Source organism: Dactylosporangium sp. NPDC049742 (genome assembly GCF_040674675.1).
Taxonomy (GTDB): Bacteria; Actinomycetota; Actinomycetes; order Mycobacteriales; family Micromonosporaceae; genus Dactylosporangium; species Dactylosporangium maewongense.
On record NZ_JBFANF010000043.1, the window covers coordinates 60,337 to 76,250 of the forward strand.

15 protein-coding genes are annotated in these 15,914 nt (G+C 72.3%); 5 read left to right on the forward strand and 10 right to left on the reverse strand.

Translation table 11 applies throughout. From position 1 onward, the window contains the following. Positions 1–11 precede the first annotated feature (11 nt). The 4 genes from AB0J72_RS39120 to AB0J72_RS39135 form a co-directional block, all read right to left on the reverse strand. Positions 12–827 (reverse strand): SGNH/GDSL hydrolase family protein, encoded by an 816-nt coding sequence (locus tag AB0J72_RS39120; RefSeq protein WP_363408435.1) that lies wholly within the window; start codon positions 825–827, stop codon positions 12–14. Continuing rightward, positions 824–1,930 (reverse strand): glycosyltransferase, encoded by a 1,107-nt coding sequence (locus tag AB0J72_RS39125; RefSeq protein ID WP_363408438.1) that lies wholly within the window; start codon positions 1,928–1,930, stop codon positions 824–826. The genes AB0J72_RS39120 and AB0J72_RS39125 overlap by 4 nt, the downstream gene beginning before the upstream one ends. Continuing rightward, complete coding sequence (locus AB0J72_RS39130; protein WP_363408441.1) at positions 1,927–3,066, reverse strand: glycosyltransferase family 1 protein; 1,140 nt, start codon at positions 3,064–3,066, stop codon at positions 1,927–1,929. The genes AB0J72_RS39125 and AB0J72_RS39130 overlap by 4 nt, the downstream gene beginning before the upstream one ends. Positions 3,067–3,132: 66 nt before the next feature. After that, positions 3,133–3,885 carry an MBL fold metallo-hydrolase gene (locus AB0J72_RS39135; protein ID WP_360559478.1) on the reverse strand — a complete coding sequence of 251 codons (753 nt, stop codon included), beginning with the start codon at positions 3,883–3,885 and terminating at the stop codon, positions 3,133–3,135. Positions 3,886–4,200: 315 nt separating this feature from the next. Here AB0J72_RS39135 and AB0J72_RS39140 point away from each other — a divergent pair, with 315 nt between their 5' ends. Next, a complete protein-coding gene (locus AB0J72_RS39140; protein WP_363408445.1) occupies positions 4,201–4,548 on the forward strand; it encodes a hypothetical protein in 348 nt (115 codons plus the stop codon). A gap of 6 nt (positions 4,549–4,554) precedes the next feature. Here AB0J72_RS39140 and AB0J72_RS39145 read toward each other — a convergent pair whose 3' ends face one another. The 6 genes from AB0J72_RS39145 to AB0J72_RS39170 form a co-directional block, all read right to left on the reverse strand. Next, positions 4,555–5,505, reverse strand: coding sequence for a cysteine synthase (locus tag AB0J72_RS39145; protein WP_363408448.1), 951 nt, complete (start codon positions 5,503–5,505; stop codon positions 4,555–4,557). A gap of 5 nt (positions 5,506–5,510) precedes the next feature. Next, positions 5,511–5,822, reverse strand: a complete 312-nt coding sequence (locus AB0J72_RS39150; RefSeq protein WP_344501529.1) for a MoaD family protein — start codon at positions 5,820–5,822, stop codon at positions 5,511–5,513. A gap of 66 nt (positions 5,823–5,888) precedes the next feature. Then, positions 5,889–6,380, reverse strand: coding sequence for a M67 family metallopeptidase (locus AB0J72_RS39155; RefSeq protein ID WP_344501530.1), 492 nt, complete (start codon positions 6,378–6,380; stop codon positions 5,889–5,891). Positions 6,381–6,460: 80 nt separating this feature from the next. Further along, a complete protein-coding gene (locus AB0J72_RS39160; RefSeq protein ID WP_363408451.1) occupies positions 6,461–6,961 on the reverse strand; it encodes a DUF2017 domain-containing protein in 501 nt (166 codons plus the stop codon). Between the two features lie 85 nt (positions 6,962–7,046). Continuing rightward, positions 7,047–7,343, reverse strand: a complete 297-nt coding sequence (clpS, locus tag AB0J72_RS39165; protein ID WP_344501532.1) for an ATP-dependent Clp protease adapter ClpS — start codon at positions 7,341–7,343, stop codon at positions 7,047–7,049. Positions 7,344–7,358: 15 nt separating this feature from the next. Next, entirely contained in the window at positions 7,359–8,843 is a 1,485-nt protein-coding gene (locus AB0J72_RS39170; RefSeq protein WP_363408455.1) for a GTPase domain-containing protein, read from the reverse strand. Between the two features lie 159 nt (positions 8,844–9,002). On the opposite strand from AB0J72_RS39170, the gene AB0J72_RS39175 reads away from it, so the two are divergent. The 4 genes from AB0J72_RS39175 to AB0J72_RS39190 all read left to right on the forward strand — a co-directional run bounded on the left by AB0J72_RS39175 (position 9,003) and on the right by AB0J72_RS39190 (position 14,088). Continuing rightward, positions 9,003–11,627 (forward strand): LuxR C-terminal-related transcriptional regulator, encoded by a 2,625-nt coding sequence (locus tag AB0J72_RS39175; RefSeq protein WP_363408458.1) that lies wholly within the window; start codon positions 9,003–9,005, stop codon positions 11,625–11,627. Further along, the gene (locus tag AB0J72_RS39180) at positions 11,624–12,928 is read left to right on the forward strand and encodes a nicotinate phosphoribosyltransferase (protein WP_363408461.1); all 1,305 of its coding nucleotides are present in this window, start codon (positions 11,624–11,626) and stop codon (positions 12,926–12,928) included. The genes AB0J72_RS39175 and AB0J72_RS39180 overlap by 4 nt, the downstream gene beginning before the upstream one ends. Further along, positions 12,925–13,497 (forward strand): isochorismatase family protein, encoded by a 573-nt coding sequence (locus AB0J72_RS39185; RefSeq protein WP_363408464.1) that lies wholly within the window; start codon positions 12,925–12,927, stop codon positions 13,495–13,497. Before AB0J72_RS39180 ends, AB0J72_RS39185 begins: the two co-directional genes overlap by 4 nt. A 213-nt stretch (positions 13,498–13,710) precedes the next feature. Further along, complete coding sequence (locus AB0J72_RS39190) at positions 13,711–14,088, forward strand: STAS domain-containing protein (protein WP_344501537.1); 378 nt, start codon at positions 13,711–13,713, stop codon at positions 14,086–14,088. The last annotated feature ends 1,826 nt before the right edge of the window (positions 14,089–15,914 follow it).

A 15,914-nucleotide genomic window follows, 5' to 3' on the forward strand; every position in this document is an offset into this window, starting at 1 on the left:
GTCCAGCCTAGTCAAACCACCCGGTCGGGCAGCGACAGCCCCGGGGGGAGCTCGGGCGCGAGGTCGGCGGACAGGTTGCCGGCGTCGCGGCGCAACAGCTCCGTGACGGCCAGGCCGAACAGGCCCGGCAGCAGGTCCGTCGAGCGGCGGATCATCCAGCGGGTGCCCTGAGTCGCCATCCACCACGCCTGCGCGGTGCGGGTCGGTGGCGGGCTGCTCGGCGCCGGGTCGGGGCGGGTGCCGATGCCGCCGCCGAGGCGGGCCGCGAGCAGGTCGTAGAACGAGCAGGCGAGGAAGCGGTGCCCCCGCTCGCTCGGATGGAGGCGGTCGACGCTCCACATGCGGCGGTCGTACGAGTCGGCGTTGCTCGCGGCGTCGAAGTGTACGGTGGCGTGCCGGGCGGCGACGAGGTCCGCGGCGGCGTTCAGGTCGCGCATCCGCCGGGCGAGCGGGCGGGCCAGGGGGCCGGGCAGCCCGAACATGCGGCCCGGGTCCGGCAGCCGGATGGTGAGGACCTCGGCGCCAGTCGCGCGGAGGGCGGCGACGGTGCGCTCCAGGTTGCGGGCGACCCGGGCGGCGTCGAACGGGCTGCGCAGCGTGTCGTTGGTGCCGACGAGGACGGCGGCGACGTCGGGGCGCAGGTCGAGGGCGCGGGGCAGCTGTTCGGTGACGACGTCGGCGCTCTGGGCGCCGCTGCGGGCGATGTTGTGCAGCCGGGCGCCGAGCGCGGCGGCGAGGATCGGTGCCCAGCCGCGCCAGGAGCCGTCGGGCATCCGGTCCCCGAAGCCGACGGTGGTGGAGTCGCCGAGCGCGACGAAGACGCTCACGGCACACTCGCCGAGACGGGGACGTCGTGCACGGCGAGGAATCCGGCGACGGCCGCCGGCCAGGAGTACCGCTCGGCGCGGTCCCGGGCGGCCCGCCGGCGCTCGTCCGCGGGTCGGGCCAGCACCTCCAGTACACCGGCCGAAAAATCCGACAGGACGGCCGCTCCGGCGCCGCCGATGACTTCGGGCAGGGCCGATGCCGAGGACACGACGACGGGTGTCCCGCAGGCGAGGGCTTCCAGCGCGGCGAGGCCGAACGTCTCGATCGGGCCGGGGGCGAGGACCACGTCGGCGGTGGCGAGGAGCGAGGCGACGGCGGTGCGGTCGGCGACGAACTGCATGAAGTGCACCGCGTGTCCCTGGGCCAGCTCCTGCAGCCGGGGACGCAGCGGCCCGTCGCCGGCGACGACCAGGACCGCGTCGACGCCCTGGGCGCGCAGGGCGATGAGGGCTTCGACGGAGCGTTCGGGGCGCTTCTCGGTCGAGAGCCGGCCGCAGTGCACCAGCAGCACCTGGCCGGGGGCCGCGAACTGTGCGCGCAGCGCCGGCGACGCCCGCGAGGGGTGGAACAGGCCGAGGTCGACGCCGAGCGGGACGCGGACGAGGTTGCCGGCGCCGATCCGGTCGAACTCGGCCGCGGCCCAGGCGGTGGTGCACAGGATCTGGTCGTAGGCGCGGTGGCTGCGGGCGTTGAGCAGGTCCGCGCAGGCCGCCCCGACCGGCCCGGCGAAGCTGAGCAGCCCGGCGAGGCTCTCGTGCGACACCATGACGGCGGGGATGCCCCGGTCGCGGGCCCAGCGGCCGGTCCAGCGCAGCGTGAACCGGTCGGAGACCTCCAGCCGGTCGGGCTGGAGACGGTCGAGGAGCTTGGCGAGGCGGCGCCGGTGGATGAGCACCCGGTAGCCGCCGGTGCCGGGCACGACCGGGCCGGGCAGCGTGATCACCCGGCCCTGCGCGTCGGACACGTCGGAGTGCTCCTCGCCGGGCACGATCAAAATCGACTCGTGACCCGCGGCGACGTAGCCCTCGCCGAGGGCGCGCAGGGCGGTGCGGAGACCGCCGGACCGGGGCATGACGAAGTTCGCCAGGCGGACGATCCTCACGCGGACACCGCCGGCACGGTCACCGGGACGACGGAGGTGTAGTGCCGGATCAGCTCGTCGCCGACCGCCGACCAGCTGCGGGCCGCGACCGCGACGCGGGCGGCGAGGCCCATCGCCTGCCGGCGCTCGGGGTCGGCGACCAGGTCGGTGACCGCGTCGCGCAGCGCCAGCGCGTCGCAGGGCGGCACGAGCAGCCCGGTGCGGCCGTCGTCCACGAGGTCGAGCGGGCCGCCCTGGGCGGGGGCGACCACCGGTACACCCGACGCGAGGGCTTCCTGGACCGTCTGGCCGAACGTCTCGAAGGGCCCGGTGTGGGCGAACACGTCGAGGCTGGCGTAGAGCCGGGCGAGCTGGTCGCCGCGGCGCTCGCCGAGGAAGGCGGCGCCGGGCATGGCGCGCTCCAGGGCGGCGCGGGCCGGGCCGTCGCCGACGACCACGACGCGGACGCCGGGGATGCGGCTCAGCGGCGCGAGCAGGTCGACGCGCTTCTCCACGGCGAGCCGGCCGACGTAGCCGACGAGCACGGACCGATCGTTGCCCAGCAGCGCCCGGCGGAGGGCGGCGCTGCGGCGGCCGGGGTCGAAGCGGGCGGCGTCGACGCCGCGGCGCCACAGCCAGACCCGCTCGATGCCGTGGCTGTGCAGGGCCGTGGCGGCGGCGGTGGACGGCGCGAGGGTCCGGTCGGCGGCGTTGTGGATGCGGCGCAGCCACCGCCACGCGGCCTGCTCGCCGAGGCCGGAGTGGTAGTACAGGCGGGCGTAGGCGGGGACGTCCGTCTGGTACACGGCGACGGTCGGCAGGCCGAGCGACGCGGCGACCGTCATGCCGCGGGCGCCGAGCACGAACGGGCTGGCCAGGTGGACCAGGTCGGTGCGGTGGGCCCGCAGGGCGGCGGCGAGCCGCCGGCTGGGCAGGCCGAGCCGGAAGGTCCCGTAGCCGGGGGTGGCGACCGAGGGGACCCGGATGATCTCGTACGGGAAGGCGCCGGTGACCGACCGCGCCCCGGAGGAGGGCTGAGGGGCGATCACGAGGGGCTCGTGGCCTCGCGCGACGAGGTGTTCGGCGACCCGTACGACGGAGTGGGCGACGCCGTTCACATCGGGCGGGAACGATTCGGTGACGATCGCGATCCGCATGCCGTCACCATGAGGTCGGCGACCGTGCATGCGGCCACCATCGACTGACCAAACGGCGAACGCTGCCTAAATGTCGTACCTCGCGCCAGGCCGGACGATGTCGATCGGCCCGTCGAACGCGGCCTTCGCCGCCTCCAGGGTCAGCGCCTCGCTCCCCCACGCCGGCACCAGGTGCGTCAGCAGCAGCCGGCCGACCTCGGCCTTGGTGGCGTGCTCGGCCGCCTCGCGCCCGGTGAGGTGCAGGTCCGGCGGGTTGTCGGCGCCGTCGAGGTAGCTCGCCTCGCACAGGAACAGGTCCGCGCCCTGGGCGAGGCGGATCAGCTGGTCGCAGGCGGCGGTGTCGGCGGAGTACGTGATGACCCGGCCTCCGTGCTCGATGCGCACGCCGTAGGTCTCTATCGGGTGGTTGACCCGGTCGACGGTGACGTGGAGCGGGCCGATCGGGAAGCTGCCCGGCTGCAGCGAGTAGAACGTGTAGACGTCGCTGATCGCCATGGGCTCGTTCTCCCCGCCGTACGCGGCGGAGATGCGCTCGGGCGCGGCGACCGGCGCGTAGACGGGCAGCGGCGGCAGCGGGCCGGACGGTGCGTAGCGCCTGGCCACTATGTAGGAGCACGCGTCGAGCATGTGGTCGCAGTGCAGGTGCGTGAGCAGGATGGCGTCGACGTTGTAGAGGCCGGAGAACCGTTGCAGCGTCGACATCGACCCGGGGCCGAAGTCCACCAGCAGCCGGAACCCGTCCGCCTCGACGAGATACGCCGAGCAGGGCGCCTCGGGTCCCGGGAAGCTGCCGGCGCAGCCGAGAACGGTGAGCCTCATGCTTCCCCTAAGAACAACGCGGGCGCGCCACTGTGGATCACGCCGGTCAGGTGAGGATAGTTCGTCAACCCGGGGTGCCGGATGACGGCACCGGCACAGCAACCGGGCGCGGACGGACTGCACCGGCGGGGGTTGCCCGGCCGGTTGCTGCCGATGGGCAAGTCCGTCACGTGGCGCAGCCTACGCCGGACTGGCAGGCAAGGCTGAACGATCGGACGGCAGATGTCGCCAACGTGACAGGGTCGCGTGACGCCGGACGCCCGGGCTCGTTGGGATTCGTAAGCCACCAAACGACCCCGGGCAACAGGAGTGGACGTGACCGTCGAGGTGTCCAGGACCAAGCGGCTGCGGCAGCAGCTTCCCGACGCCTTCCGGCTGCCGACGGACCGCGACCCCGCGCCGGAGCCGCGCCACCTCGCCGCCGTCTGCGGCTGGGCGGCGCTGCTCGGCCTCGGCGGCATGGCGGTGGCGCTGCGGGCGTTCGTGGGACTCGTCAGCGCGTCCCGCGGCTGGTACGCGCCGACGGTCATCGTCATCGGGCTGGTCGGCCTGGCGTGCACGATCGCCGCGTTCGCCAGCGTGCACAAACGGCGCCTGCCGTTCGCCCTGCTCGGCGCCGCTTCGGTGAGCCTGCTGCTCGGGTGGATCGTGACGGGCCTCTAGGGCGCTCTAAGCCCACAGCTGGCCGTCGAGGGCCGACTCGGCGTCGGCGAGGGTGCCGCCATACGCGCCGGTCGACAGGTACTTCCAGCCGCCGTCGGCGACCAGGAACACCACGTCGGCCCGCTTGCCGGCCTTGAGCGCCTGGTGGGCGACCGCGAGGGCGGCGTGCAGCACCGCGCCGGCGGAGAAGCCCACGAACATGCCCTCGACCTCGACGAGCTGGCGGGTCCGCAGCACCGAGTCGCGGGTGCCGACGGAGAAGCGCCTGGTGAGGACGGTCGCGTCGTACAGCTCCGGGACGTAGCCCTCGTCGAGGTTGCGCAGCCCGTAGACCAGCTCGCCGTAGCGGGGCTCGGCGGCGATGATCTCGATGTCCTCGACCTTCTCGCGAAGGTAGCGCCCGATGCCCATCAGCGTGCCCGTGGTGCCGAGACCGGCCACGAAGTGCGTGATGGTCGGCATGTCCCGGAGGATCTCCGGACCGGTCGACTCGTAGTGCGCCCGGGCGTTGGCCTCGTTGCCGTACTGGTAGAGCATCACCCAGTCGGGATGCTCCGCGGCGATCTCCTTCGCGACCGCGACGGCCCGGTTGGACCCGCCGGCGGCCTCGGAGAAGATGATCTCCGCGCCGTACATCCGCAGCAGCGCGGTGCGCTCCGACGAGACGTTCTCGGGCATGACGCAGACCAGGCGGTAGCCGCGCAGCTTCGCCACCATCGCCAGGGCGATGCCGGTGTTGCCGCTGGTCGGCTCGATGATCGTGTCACCGGGGCGGAGGCGGCCCGCTTCCTCGGCCGCCTTCACCATCCACAACGCGACCCGATCCTTCACGCTGCCCGTCGGGTTGCGGTCCTCGAGCTTGGCCCAGAGGCGGACCTCCGGGCTCGGCGACAGCCTGGGCAACCCGATGAGCGGCGTGTTTCCGCACGCCTCGAGCACCGACTCGTAGCGCGCCACGGAGATCAGCCCCGCAGGGCGTGGGCGGCCGCGAACGCGAACGCGCCACCCGCCACGGCGGGCAGGATCGTCACCGAGTCGCCGTCGTTGAGCTTCGCGTCGAGCGCGCCCAGGAAGCGGACGTCCTCGTCGTTGACGTAGACGTTGACGAAGCGGTGCAGGCCGCCCTCCGGGGTCAGCAGGCGGGCCTTGATGCCCGAGTGCCGGCTGTCCAGGTCGGCGAGCAGGTCGGCGATGGTGTCACCGGCGCCCTCGACGGTCTTGGCACCGCCGGTGTAGCTGCGCAGGATGGTCGGGATGCGAACCTCGATAGCCATGATCATTTCCTCTTGTGTACGAGCGGTGAACTGGACGACTGGACATGGTGCGACGACAGGCGGCGATCAGCTGCCTGCGCGACACTCGTAGTCGACGGTCGTCGGGCTCTGCCCGAAGAGATATGACTGGACGGCGTGTGAGTCCACGACTGCATTAACTACCTGAACCGGCTCTTCGGTGACGGCTCCGTCCACGATGCGGAACGACCTGATCTCGGTCTGCTCCGGGTCGCGGGTCGAAACCAGCAGATAATGCGCATTCGGCTCACCCGCGAACGACACGTCCGTCCGCGACGGGTAGGCCTCGGTGGCGGTGTGCGAGTGGTAGACGACCACCGGCTCCTCGTCCGCGTCGTCCATCTCGCGCCACAGCCGCAGCTGCTCCTTCGAGTCGAACTCGTAGAACGTCATGGAACGGGCGGCATTCTCCATCGGCACGTGCCGGACCGGAGTGTCCGAGCCGGCCGGACCCGCGACGATCCCGCACGCCTCGTCGGGGTGGTCCCGGCGGGCGTGCGCAACGATCGCGTCGAGGATCGCGGCGTCGATGGTCAGCACGCCCCACAGCCTACCGAAACCTGAAGGCAACTCGCTCGTGACCGCGCTCACGCCGCCTGCGCCGCGCTCCGCCGGGGCCGCTACGCCATCAGCGCGCCGACGAGGCTCTCCTGCAGGTAGGTCAGGTACTGGTACACCGACAGCTGCCCGACCCTCGTGGAGGTGGGATCCTTCAGGATCGCCTCGTCGAGCTCCGCCTCGATGTCGACGTCGTCGTCGTCGATCCCGAGCCGGGAGCCCAGCGTCAGGCGGACGTCGGTCAGCGCGCGCAGCCACGCCTCGGCCTGCTCCTCGTCGAGTGCGACCTCGCCGCCCTCCACCGGCAGCACGTCCAGCAGCAGCGCCGCCTGCTCCAGCTTCGCCGAGCGGAGGTCGTCCTCCAGGTAACGGCGCAGCTCCTCCGAGGCGGCGGCGTCGTCGCGGTACATGTCGGGGAAGAGCCGCGCGATCACCGGGTCGCCGCGGTCGAACCCCTCCGACAGCAGCGTGATGACCTCGAGCATGACCTCGTTGAGCACCGCCGCCTCGGCAGGGCCGAACCGGGCGATGCACACGGTCCCGTTGCGAACGAACATCGTCATGCCGCCACCTCCGCTGCGCTCCGGCGGCGGCCTGACCGGACGCTGTGCCCCCGGTGCCCGGCTCCAGCGCTGTGCTCCGGACCCGTCACGACTTGTCCACCGTCGCCCACAGCCCGTAGGCCTGCAGCCTGGAAGCGTCGTACTCCATCTTCTCGCGTGGCCCGCTGGACACGATCGCCTTGCCCTTTTGGTGCACGTCGAGCATCAGGCGCTCGGCCTTCTCCCGGCTGAACCCGAACAGTTTCTGCAGGACCCATGTCACGTAGCTCATGAGGTTGACCGGATCGTTCCAGACCACGGTCACCCACGGACGGTCGGTCTCGGGCACCTCATCAGCCTCGAGACGGGTCTCTTCGATCGGTACGACCTGCGGCGCCGCCATACCAACATGGTGCCATCAAGCGAGCAGCACGCCATGGTCGACCGCATCCCCACCGATGACGGCCAGTGCCTGACGCAGTGCCGTGTAGCGCTCGCCCAGCTCGTGACCCACCTCGACCTCGATCTCCCGCAGCGCGTGCTGCAGCCAGCGCCGGCAATCCTTCTTGTCCGCGTGCTTCGGCGGCCCGCCCGGCGCGCTCTTCGGCTGCCACAGCGCGTAGCAGCTGGCGTTAAGCGCGACGCCCAGCGACGGCAGCACCTGGCCGGCCGGCTCGCCGCCGCCGACGGCGCAGAGGTTGTCCACCGCGGCCGCGCCGGCCATCGAGGCCACCGCCGAGGTGGCGGTGAGCAGCAGCGCGTGGTCGCGGTCGCGTCCGTCGTCCCGCAGGGAGTCGACCGCCCGGCGGGCCGCGGCGGCGATCCTGGCCAGGACGACCTCGTCGGGCGCGGTGTCCAGCAGCTCGGTGAAGACCGCGGCGATCACCTCGCGCGTGTCGTCGCGCAGCTTGCGGGTGGTGCGCACGGACAGCGCGTGCAGCTCACGGTCGAGCACGTACGGCAGCTCCGGGCAGCCCTTGCCGGAGCCGAGCTCCTGCACGCACCGCACGTGGATGGTCGCCAGGTCGATGGAGACGCGCTGCACGGCGGCGACCCGCCGGTTGGCGATCTCGCGGTCGAGCAGCTCCTGCCACTCGTCGCCGGCACGGGAGACCGTCGCGGCGGCGACCCCGACCGGCGCGGGCCGCACCTCGCCCCAGGTCTCCAGCTCGTGGCGCAGCTCGGCGACGCCGAAGACGGCCTCCGGGTCCAGCGACACCGGGAACCAGGGCGCGGACGCCAGGCGCTGGCCGCGGGAGGCGAGCAGCGCCCGGTCGGCGACCAGCATCTCGGGCCAGGCGTCGTGCTGGTCGATGCGGGTGAGCACGAACGCGATCCGGGCGGCCCGGTCCGCGGCGGCGGCGAGCAGGTCCAGGTCGGCGCGGGCGAGCGGGGCCGCGGCGTCGACGACGAACAGCAGCCCGAGGCCCCGCTCGGCGGCGTCGAGCACGATCTCGGCGTTCGCGGCGTCCAGGCCCCCGCTGCCGGGCGTGTCGACCAGCGCGACGCGCTTGAGCAGGCTCGAGGAGTGGTTGATCTCGATGCGGCGGGCGGGCCGCGTCGGGCCGGGCCGCGGGTCCCGCTGGCCGGGGACCAGGGCGGCCCGCGCCTCGCGGTGACCCGGGACGAACGCGCGGGTCTCGGCCTTGTCGCCGTGCCGGAAGACCAGCCAGGTGTCGCCCGCCGGAGCCGGCTCGACGCGCCGGATCAAGGCATTGAGCAGGGCGGTCTTGCCGCTGCGGGGCGAGCCGGCGATCACTGCGAAGCTGCCGGTGCCCGCCGCCTGACGGGGCTCGGACTGCCGATGACTTCTGCTGCCGCGGACCGGCATGGTGGACACCGGCCCCCCGGGCGTCGTGACTGTCAGATCGATCAGCGGCGCCTGCATGATCCCAGACCCCATGTGCGACCTCCTCGTGCACGGCCGGTAAGCACCGGAACGCTACGTGAACAGCCACTTACGGAGGCAGTACTCGAGCTACTCAACTGAGACCAAACGCACTACTCAAGTTCGAACATCGGCGGGTACGCGCAGTAATCGACCTATCGATATGCTGCGACGGTGCCCCCCTGGAGCTTTGTCGGTCGAAACGCTGAACTGGTCCGCCTCGCCGAGGCAGCCACCGGCTCAACCGGTCGCGGATTAATTCTGGGCGGCCCTCCAGGCATCGGCAAGAGCCGATTGCTTCGCGAGGGTGTCAACGCCCTCGACCAGGACAGACTCGCCGTCTGGACGGCGACCGCCAACGCGGCGACGGCGGGCCTACCGCTGGGCGGCCTGGCCCAGGTGCTGCCGCCGGACCAGCCCTCGGGCGGCTCGCCGGCCGGCCTGCTCCGCTGGGCCGTCGACGCGCTGCACCGGCAGGCGGCCGGCCGGCCGATCGTCGTCGCCATCGACGACGCCCACCTGCTCGACCCGTTGTCGGCCGCGCTCGTGTACTACGTCGCCAGGTCCGAGAACGCGACCGTGATCGGCACCGTGCGCACCGGCGAACCCGTGCACGACCCGATCAGCGCCCTGTGGAAGGACGACCTGGTCGAGCGGATCGAACTCACCCCGCTGACCCTGCAGGAGACCTCCGACCTGCTCCAGCAGGTGCTCGGCGGCCCGGTCGACTCGGCCTCCGTCGACCGGCTCCAGCAGCTGTCGCAGGGCAACGCGCTGCTGCTGCGCGAGCTGGTCATCGCCGCGCACGCCAGCGGCGAGATCATCGAGAGCTACGGGATGCAGCGCTGGACGGGCAAGGTCGACCTCGCCCCCACGCTGACCGAGGTGGTGGACGCCCGCATCGGCAAGCTCACCCCGCAGGAGCGGGCCGTGCTGGAGCTGGTCGCGTTCGGCGAGCCGATCGGGCTGCCGCTGCTGGTCAACGCCACCGACCTGAACACCGTGGAGACCGCCGAGGAGCGGCAGCTGATCCGCGTCGTCGTCGAGGACCGCCGCACCACGGTCCGCCTCGCGCATCCCCTGTACGGCGAGGTCGTGCGCCGCCGCTGCCCCGTGACCCGGGTCCGCCGGCTGCTCGCCGACCTGGCCGGCCTGGTGGAGGGCAGTGGCGCCCGGCGCCGCGACGACCTGCTCCGCGTCGCCGTCTGGCGGCTGGACAGCGACACCGCCCGCGACCCGCAGCAACTGCTCATGGCGTGCCGGCTCGCGTTCGCCACCTATGACATGGCCCTGGCGATGCGGCTGGGCAAGGCCGCCCTCGCGGCCGGCGGCGGGTTCGACGCCGCGGAGACCCTCGCGACGATCCTCATGTTCGTCAACATGCCCGAGGAGGCCGTCGCGATCCTCGACGCCAACCAGGACCAGACCGTCGAGGAGTCCCAGCGCAGCCGGTGGCTCGCCATCCGGCACATCACCGCCCAGTGGGGTCTCGGCGACCCGGACACCGTCGACGACATCGACCGCAAGGCACACGAGCTGAGCGACCTGCGCGAACGCTCCCTGGTGCTGGCCGTGGAGTCGACGATGCGGCTGCACCGGGGCGACAACGCCCAGGCGCTCACCCTCGCCCGCCAGGTCCTCGACAGCGCGGCCAGCGCCCCCGGCCCGCGGGCCCTCGCCCGCAGCAACATGGCCCAGCTGCAGGCCATGCGCGGCACACCGGTGCAGACCGTCAAGGCCCTCGCGGCGGTCGACGCCGAGGCGGCGCAGTGGCGGGTCGAGCTGCCGTACTTCCAGCTCGGCATCGAGCTCTCCCGCGGCACCGCCATGATCCTCGCCGCCGACCTGGAGGCCGTCGACGCGATCGTCGCCGCCGAGTTCGCCGGCATGGCCGACGCCGGCAACTTCAACATGGGCTCCGGCTACCTGCAGATCGTCCGCGCCCAGGCGGCCCGCCTGCGCGGCCGGCTCACCGAGGCGGCCCGGGCCGCGTCGCAGGCCTGCGCGGCCCTGGCCACCGGCAAGGTCTTCGTCGCGCTCGCCCACGCCGAGCGGGCGCACGTCGCCGCCCTCACCGGGGACGCGGCCGGCGCCGCGGAGGCGTTCGCGATCGCCGAGGCGTCGCACTACCGCTCGATGGAGGTGCTGTACCCGTGGCTCGAGGAGGCCAGGGCGTGGGTCGCGGTCGCCTCCGGTGACGTGCCGACCGCCGCCGAGGTCCTCCGGCTGCTCGCGGCCCGCACCCGCGGCGACGGGTTCGCCGCGCACGAGATGTCCGCGCTGTACCACCTGGGCCGGCTCGGCTTCGCCCGCGAGGTCACCGACCGGCTCGACGCGCTGTCGCACACCGTCGAGGGCCGCATCGCCCCCGCGATGGCCTGGCACGTGCGGGCGATGGCCGGCGAGGACGGCGGCAGCCTCCTCTCGGTCGCCGAGGAGTTCGCCGACCAGGAGCTCAACCTGTACGCCGCGGAGGCCGCCGCCGGTGCGGTCACCCTGCTGCGGGGCATCCGGTCGCCGCAGACGCCGCGGGCCGCGCAGCGCCTCGCCGAGCTGCGGGTCCTCTGCCCGGCCGCGGCCACGCCGGCGCTGGTCGTGCCGCAGCCCATGCTCACCGGCCGCGAGCGGCAGATCGCCCGGCTCGCCGCCGCCGGTGTGCCGTCGAAGGAGATCGCGGACCAGCTGTACCTGTCCTCCCGCACCGTCGACAACCACCTCATGCGCGTCTACGCCAAGCTCGGTGTGACGGGTCGCGCAGAACTGGCCGCCGCCCTGCGCTCGCTGCCACCGGAGGAATGAATAGTCTTGGTGGCGTGACGACAAGCGCGCTGCTGACCGACCACTACGAGCTGACGATGCTGTCGGCGGCGCTGCGCGACGGGACCGCGTCGCGCCGCTGCGTCTTCGAGGTGTTCGCCCGCCGCCTCCCGACCGGGCGGCGGTACGGTGTCGTGGCCGGCATCGGGCGCCTTCTCGCCCACGTGGAGGACTTCCGCTTCGACCCCGCCGACGTCGAGTTCCTGCTGTCCCGCGGGATCGTCTCCGCCGACACCGCCGAGTGGCTGGCGGCCTACCGGTTCACCGGCGACATCGACGGCTACGCCGAGGGCGAGCTGTTCTTCCCCGGCTCGCCGATCCTCACGGTCAGCGGCACGTTCGCCGAGTGCGTCGTGCTGGAGACGCTGATCCTGTCGGTCCTCAACCACGACAGCGCGATCGCGGCCGGCGCCGCCCGCATGGTCACCGCCGCCCGCGGCCGCTCCGTGATCGAGATGGGCTCCCGGCGCACGCACGAGGAGGCCGCGGTGGCCGCGGCGCGGGCCGCTTACCTGGCCGGGTTCGCGTACACCTCCAACCTCGAGGCCGGCCGGCGCTACGGCATCCCGACGACCGGCACCGCCGCGCACGCCTTCACGCTGCTGCACGACACCGAGCAGGCCGCGTTCGCCTCCCAGGTCGCGACGCTCGGCAAGCAGACGACGCTGCTCGTCGACACGTACGACATCGCCCAGGGCATCCGCAACGCCATCGAGGTCGCGGGCCCGGACCTGCGGGCCGTGCGCATCGACTCCGGCGACCTGTCCGTCCTCGCCGCGCACTCCCGCGCGCTCCTGGACTCCCTCGGCGCGACCGAGACCCAGATCATCGTCTCCGGCGACCTCGACGAGTATGCGATCGCGGCCCTCGCGGCCGAGCCCGTCGACGCGTACGGCGCGGGCACGGCCGTCGTGGTCGGCTCCGGCGCCCCGACCGCCGGCCTGGTCTACAAGCTGGTCGAGGTCGACGGCCGTCCGGTGGTCAAGCGCTCGGAGAACAAGGGCACGGTCGGCGGCCGCAAGACCGCCGTCCGCCGGCACAAGCCGACCGGCACCGCGACCGAGGAGGTCGTCGTGTCGATGGGCATGCCCGCCGCCGAACCCAACGACCGGCTCCTGCAGCGGGCCTTCGTCCGCGGCGGCGAGCTGGTGCCCGACCTGCCCGACCTGGCCGCCTCCCGCGAGCACCTGCGCCAGTGCCTCATCTCGATCCCCTGGGAGGGGCTGAAGCTGTCCGCCGGCGACCCGGCGGTTCCCGTCCAGATGCTTGGGGGCTCCCTGTGACTCGCGCCTTGATCATCGTTGACGTGCAGAACGACTTCTGCGAGGGCGGCTCGCTCGCCGTCGGCGGCGGCGCCGGCGTCGCGGCCGCGATCTCCGCCGCCGTGGCCGGCGGCTCCTGGGACCACGTGGTGGCCACCCAGGACCATCACATCAACCCCGCGGGGCACTTCGGCGACCCGCCGGACTACGTGTCGACCTGGCCCGTGCACTGCGTGGTCGGCACCGGCGGCGTCGACCTCCACCCGTCACTGGACGTGTCCCACGTGGAGGCCGTGTTCACCAAGGGCGAGTACTCGGCGGCGTACTCCGGCTTCCAGGGATCATCGTCCGGCGTCGACCTCGCGTCCTGGCTCCGCGCCAGATCGGTCTCCGAGGTCGACGTGGTCGGCATCGCCACCGACCACTGCGTGCGAGCGACTGCAATCGATGCGCAACGCGAAGGCTTTGTTACATCTGTGCTGCTGGACCTCACCGCGGGCGTCGCCCGGCCAACGGTGGACGCCGCCCTTGCTGAGCTGCGCGCCGCTGGGGTGACCCTTGTGGGTGAACCGGTCGTATCGGCAAGCTGACCATCCGGTGGATGGCACACGACTGGACTTGCCGTGTAACAACCGACGTGTACCGTCATCCCGGCAAGCGGTTCCGCACCCGATGTGAGGAATTCTCACATCACAACGTAAGGACCACCTACACGGAGCGTGGCGAAATGGGGAAGACTTCGCTACGCTTGCGGGACCTCGAAGGGTCGTCCATGGTGGACGACTCAGCACCAGGAGGGTCACGTGAAGTTGTCGATCGAAACTCGCCCCTCGGATCAGCGCGAAGCATTGCTGACCCTGAGCGGCGAAATCGACTATGAGACCGCTCAGGAGCTTCGCACAGCGGTGAGTTCAGTGCTCGACGGCAACATCGACACGCTCGTCATCGACCTCGCCGGCGTCACGTTCCTCGACTCCACCGGCATCGGCACCCTCGTGGTCGCCAAGCGCATCTGCCACAGCATGGGCGTCAAGCTGCACATTCGCCGACCAAACCCGTTCATCGCGCGGCTGTTCGCGGTGGTCGGGGTCAGCGACATCCTCGGGGTCCCGATCCCGCCGGGCACCGTCTCCGGCCGGCTTCCCCAACCCCGCGAGCGCGGCGTCACCCAGCCCGCCTGACACCATCAGGGCGACACGACCCGGACCTTGGACCCCGCACGTCCAAGGTCCGCGCTGTCTCCTCCCTCACCCCTGCGGTTGCCGGTTTACGCCCCGCAGCGGCCTGCTGAGCGCTCCGCAGCCCCCTTCCCACAGCGCCTCACCCCGCCTACCCCTTCGCTACACCCCGTCACCCACCCACGGCAACCGCCCCACTACGGAATGGTAGGACGACTCCCCACCGCCCCGTGATCGACTGACACATCCGGTCACCACGACACCGGAACCACCCCTCGATCACCGCGGAAGATCACGTCCCCCCGAGTGCTCGACACTTGCCCGGGTCCTGCCAAGACCCGAACCACCCTGCGCGACGCCGACCCCCACGCGGCCGTCCCGCCACCCCCGCACTCGAGCGGCCCCCTTCTCCGCCGCCCCACCGATCGACCCCACGACGCCGCTGTGATCGAGAGCTGGCGCTGGTCGGAACCACCCGTCGCCCGCACCCCCCAGCGGCACCGGACGACACAGCCCGAGGACCCAGCCATCCAACAACCGGCACAGCGAGCCCCCAGCGCGATCGCATGTGGAGCTCTCGGACACCACTACCCAGACACGCCACGAAGCGGCCGCCCCTGCATAGCGGCGCGAAGCCGAAGCACTACGAAGCGTGGGCCAGAACGAAGCGGGCACCACACAGTGCCCAAGCCGCCCCCGAAGCAGAAGCCGGCGCAGCGCGGAAGCCAAAGTCAGCGCGAGCAGGCACCGAAGCGGATCGAACACCACTGCAAAGCGCACGCTGGCTCGGGGAGCTGGCATGGCTCGGAGGTCAGCGCAGGAGCAGGCGCCGCCACGCAGCAGAAGTCGGCACGCAGCAGGAGCCTGCGCGGAAGCCGGTGCCTGTCGTCAACGCGCGAGCTGCCCCTTGCCCTGGAACCCGCCCGCCACCAGGGAGCACACGCAACCGCCGATGACAGCGCGAAGCATGGGCCGCCACAGCGCAGGAGCCAGGCTGCACGAAGCCGAAGCCGGCACGAGCGAACACCACCGTGGCGGAGCGGACACCACCACAGAGCGCACGCCGGCTCAGGAGCTGGCGCGACTCGGAAGCCAACGCCGGAGCAGGAACCAGCACACAGCGGCGCGGCGGCCAGTTTGCGTCATCGATGCGCGCACCTGGCCCCTGGCACTGGAGCCCGCCCACCGCCAGGAGACACATGCAACCGCCGATGACAGCGCGGCGCGGGAGCCAGGACGCGCGGGAGCCAGGACGGCGCAGGGGCTGGAGGTGGCGTGAGCGAACGGCCATCAAGGCGGAGCGGGCACCGCCCACAGCGCGCAAGCTGGCGCGGGAACCGGCCCAAGTGGAGCGGAGCTGGTTTGGCGCGGAAGCAGACACCACCGCGAAGCGGAGCGGACATCACGCGAAGTGCAAGCAGGCACGACGCGGACCAGCAACCCGCATGGCACGGCCCCGGGGACCGGCACAGGCCGAGCAAAGCGGAGCGGAACAGCCCCGAGCAGCAACCGACACCACCGCAAAGCGCAAGCTGGTGCGCCGCGGCCCGGGAACCAGCACGGCGCAAGGAACCAGCGCAGGCCAAGCGGAATGGAAGCCGGTCCGGAACGGGAGCAGGCGAAGCGCAAACCCGGTGCGACGCGGCACGGCCCGGGAGCCAGGACGGTGCGGGAGCCAGGAGTTGGCGTGAGCGAACGGCCATCAAGGCGGAGCGGGCACCGCCCACAACGCGCAAGCCCGGCTCGGGAACCGGCCCAAGTGGCGCGGAGCCGGCCTGACGCGGAAGCCGACACCACCGCGAAGCGGAGCGGACATCATGCGAAGTGCA

Excerpts from the sequence above, each read along its gene's own strand:
- AB0J72_RS39135 (WP_360559478.1), bottom strand. The coding sequence starts at position 3,885 with ATGAGGCTCACCGTTCTCGGCTGCGCCGGCAGCTTCCCGGGACCCGAG.
- clpS (WP_344501532.1), bottom strand. The coding sequence starts at position 7,343 with ATGGCGGCGCCGCAGGTCGTACCGATCGAAGAGACCCGTCTCGAGGCT.
- AB0J72_RS39150 (WP_344501529.1), bottom strand. The coding sequence starts at position 5,822 with ATGGCTATCGAGGTTCGCATCCCGACCATCCTGCGCAGCTACACCGGC.
- AB0J72_RS39160 (WP_363408451.1), bottom strand. The coding sequence starts at position 6,961 with ATGACGATGTTCGTTCGCAACGGGACCGTGTGCATCGCCCGGTTCGGC.
- AB0J72_RS39170 (WP_363408455.1), bottom strand. The coding sequence starts at position 8,843 with ATGGGGTCTGGGATCATGCAGGCGCCGCTGATCGATCTGACAGTCACG.
- AB0J72_RS39180 (WP_363408461.1), top strand. The coding sequence starts at position 11,624 with ATGAATAGTCTTGGTGGCGTGACGACAAGCGCGCTGCTGACCGACCAC.
- AB0J72_RS39130 (WP_363408441.1), bottom strand. The coding sequence starts at position 3,066 with ATGCGGATCGCGATCGTCACCGAATCGTTCCCGCCCGATGTGAACGGC.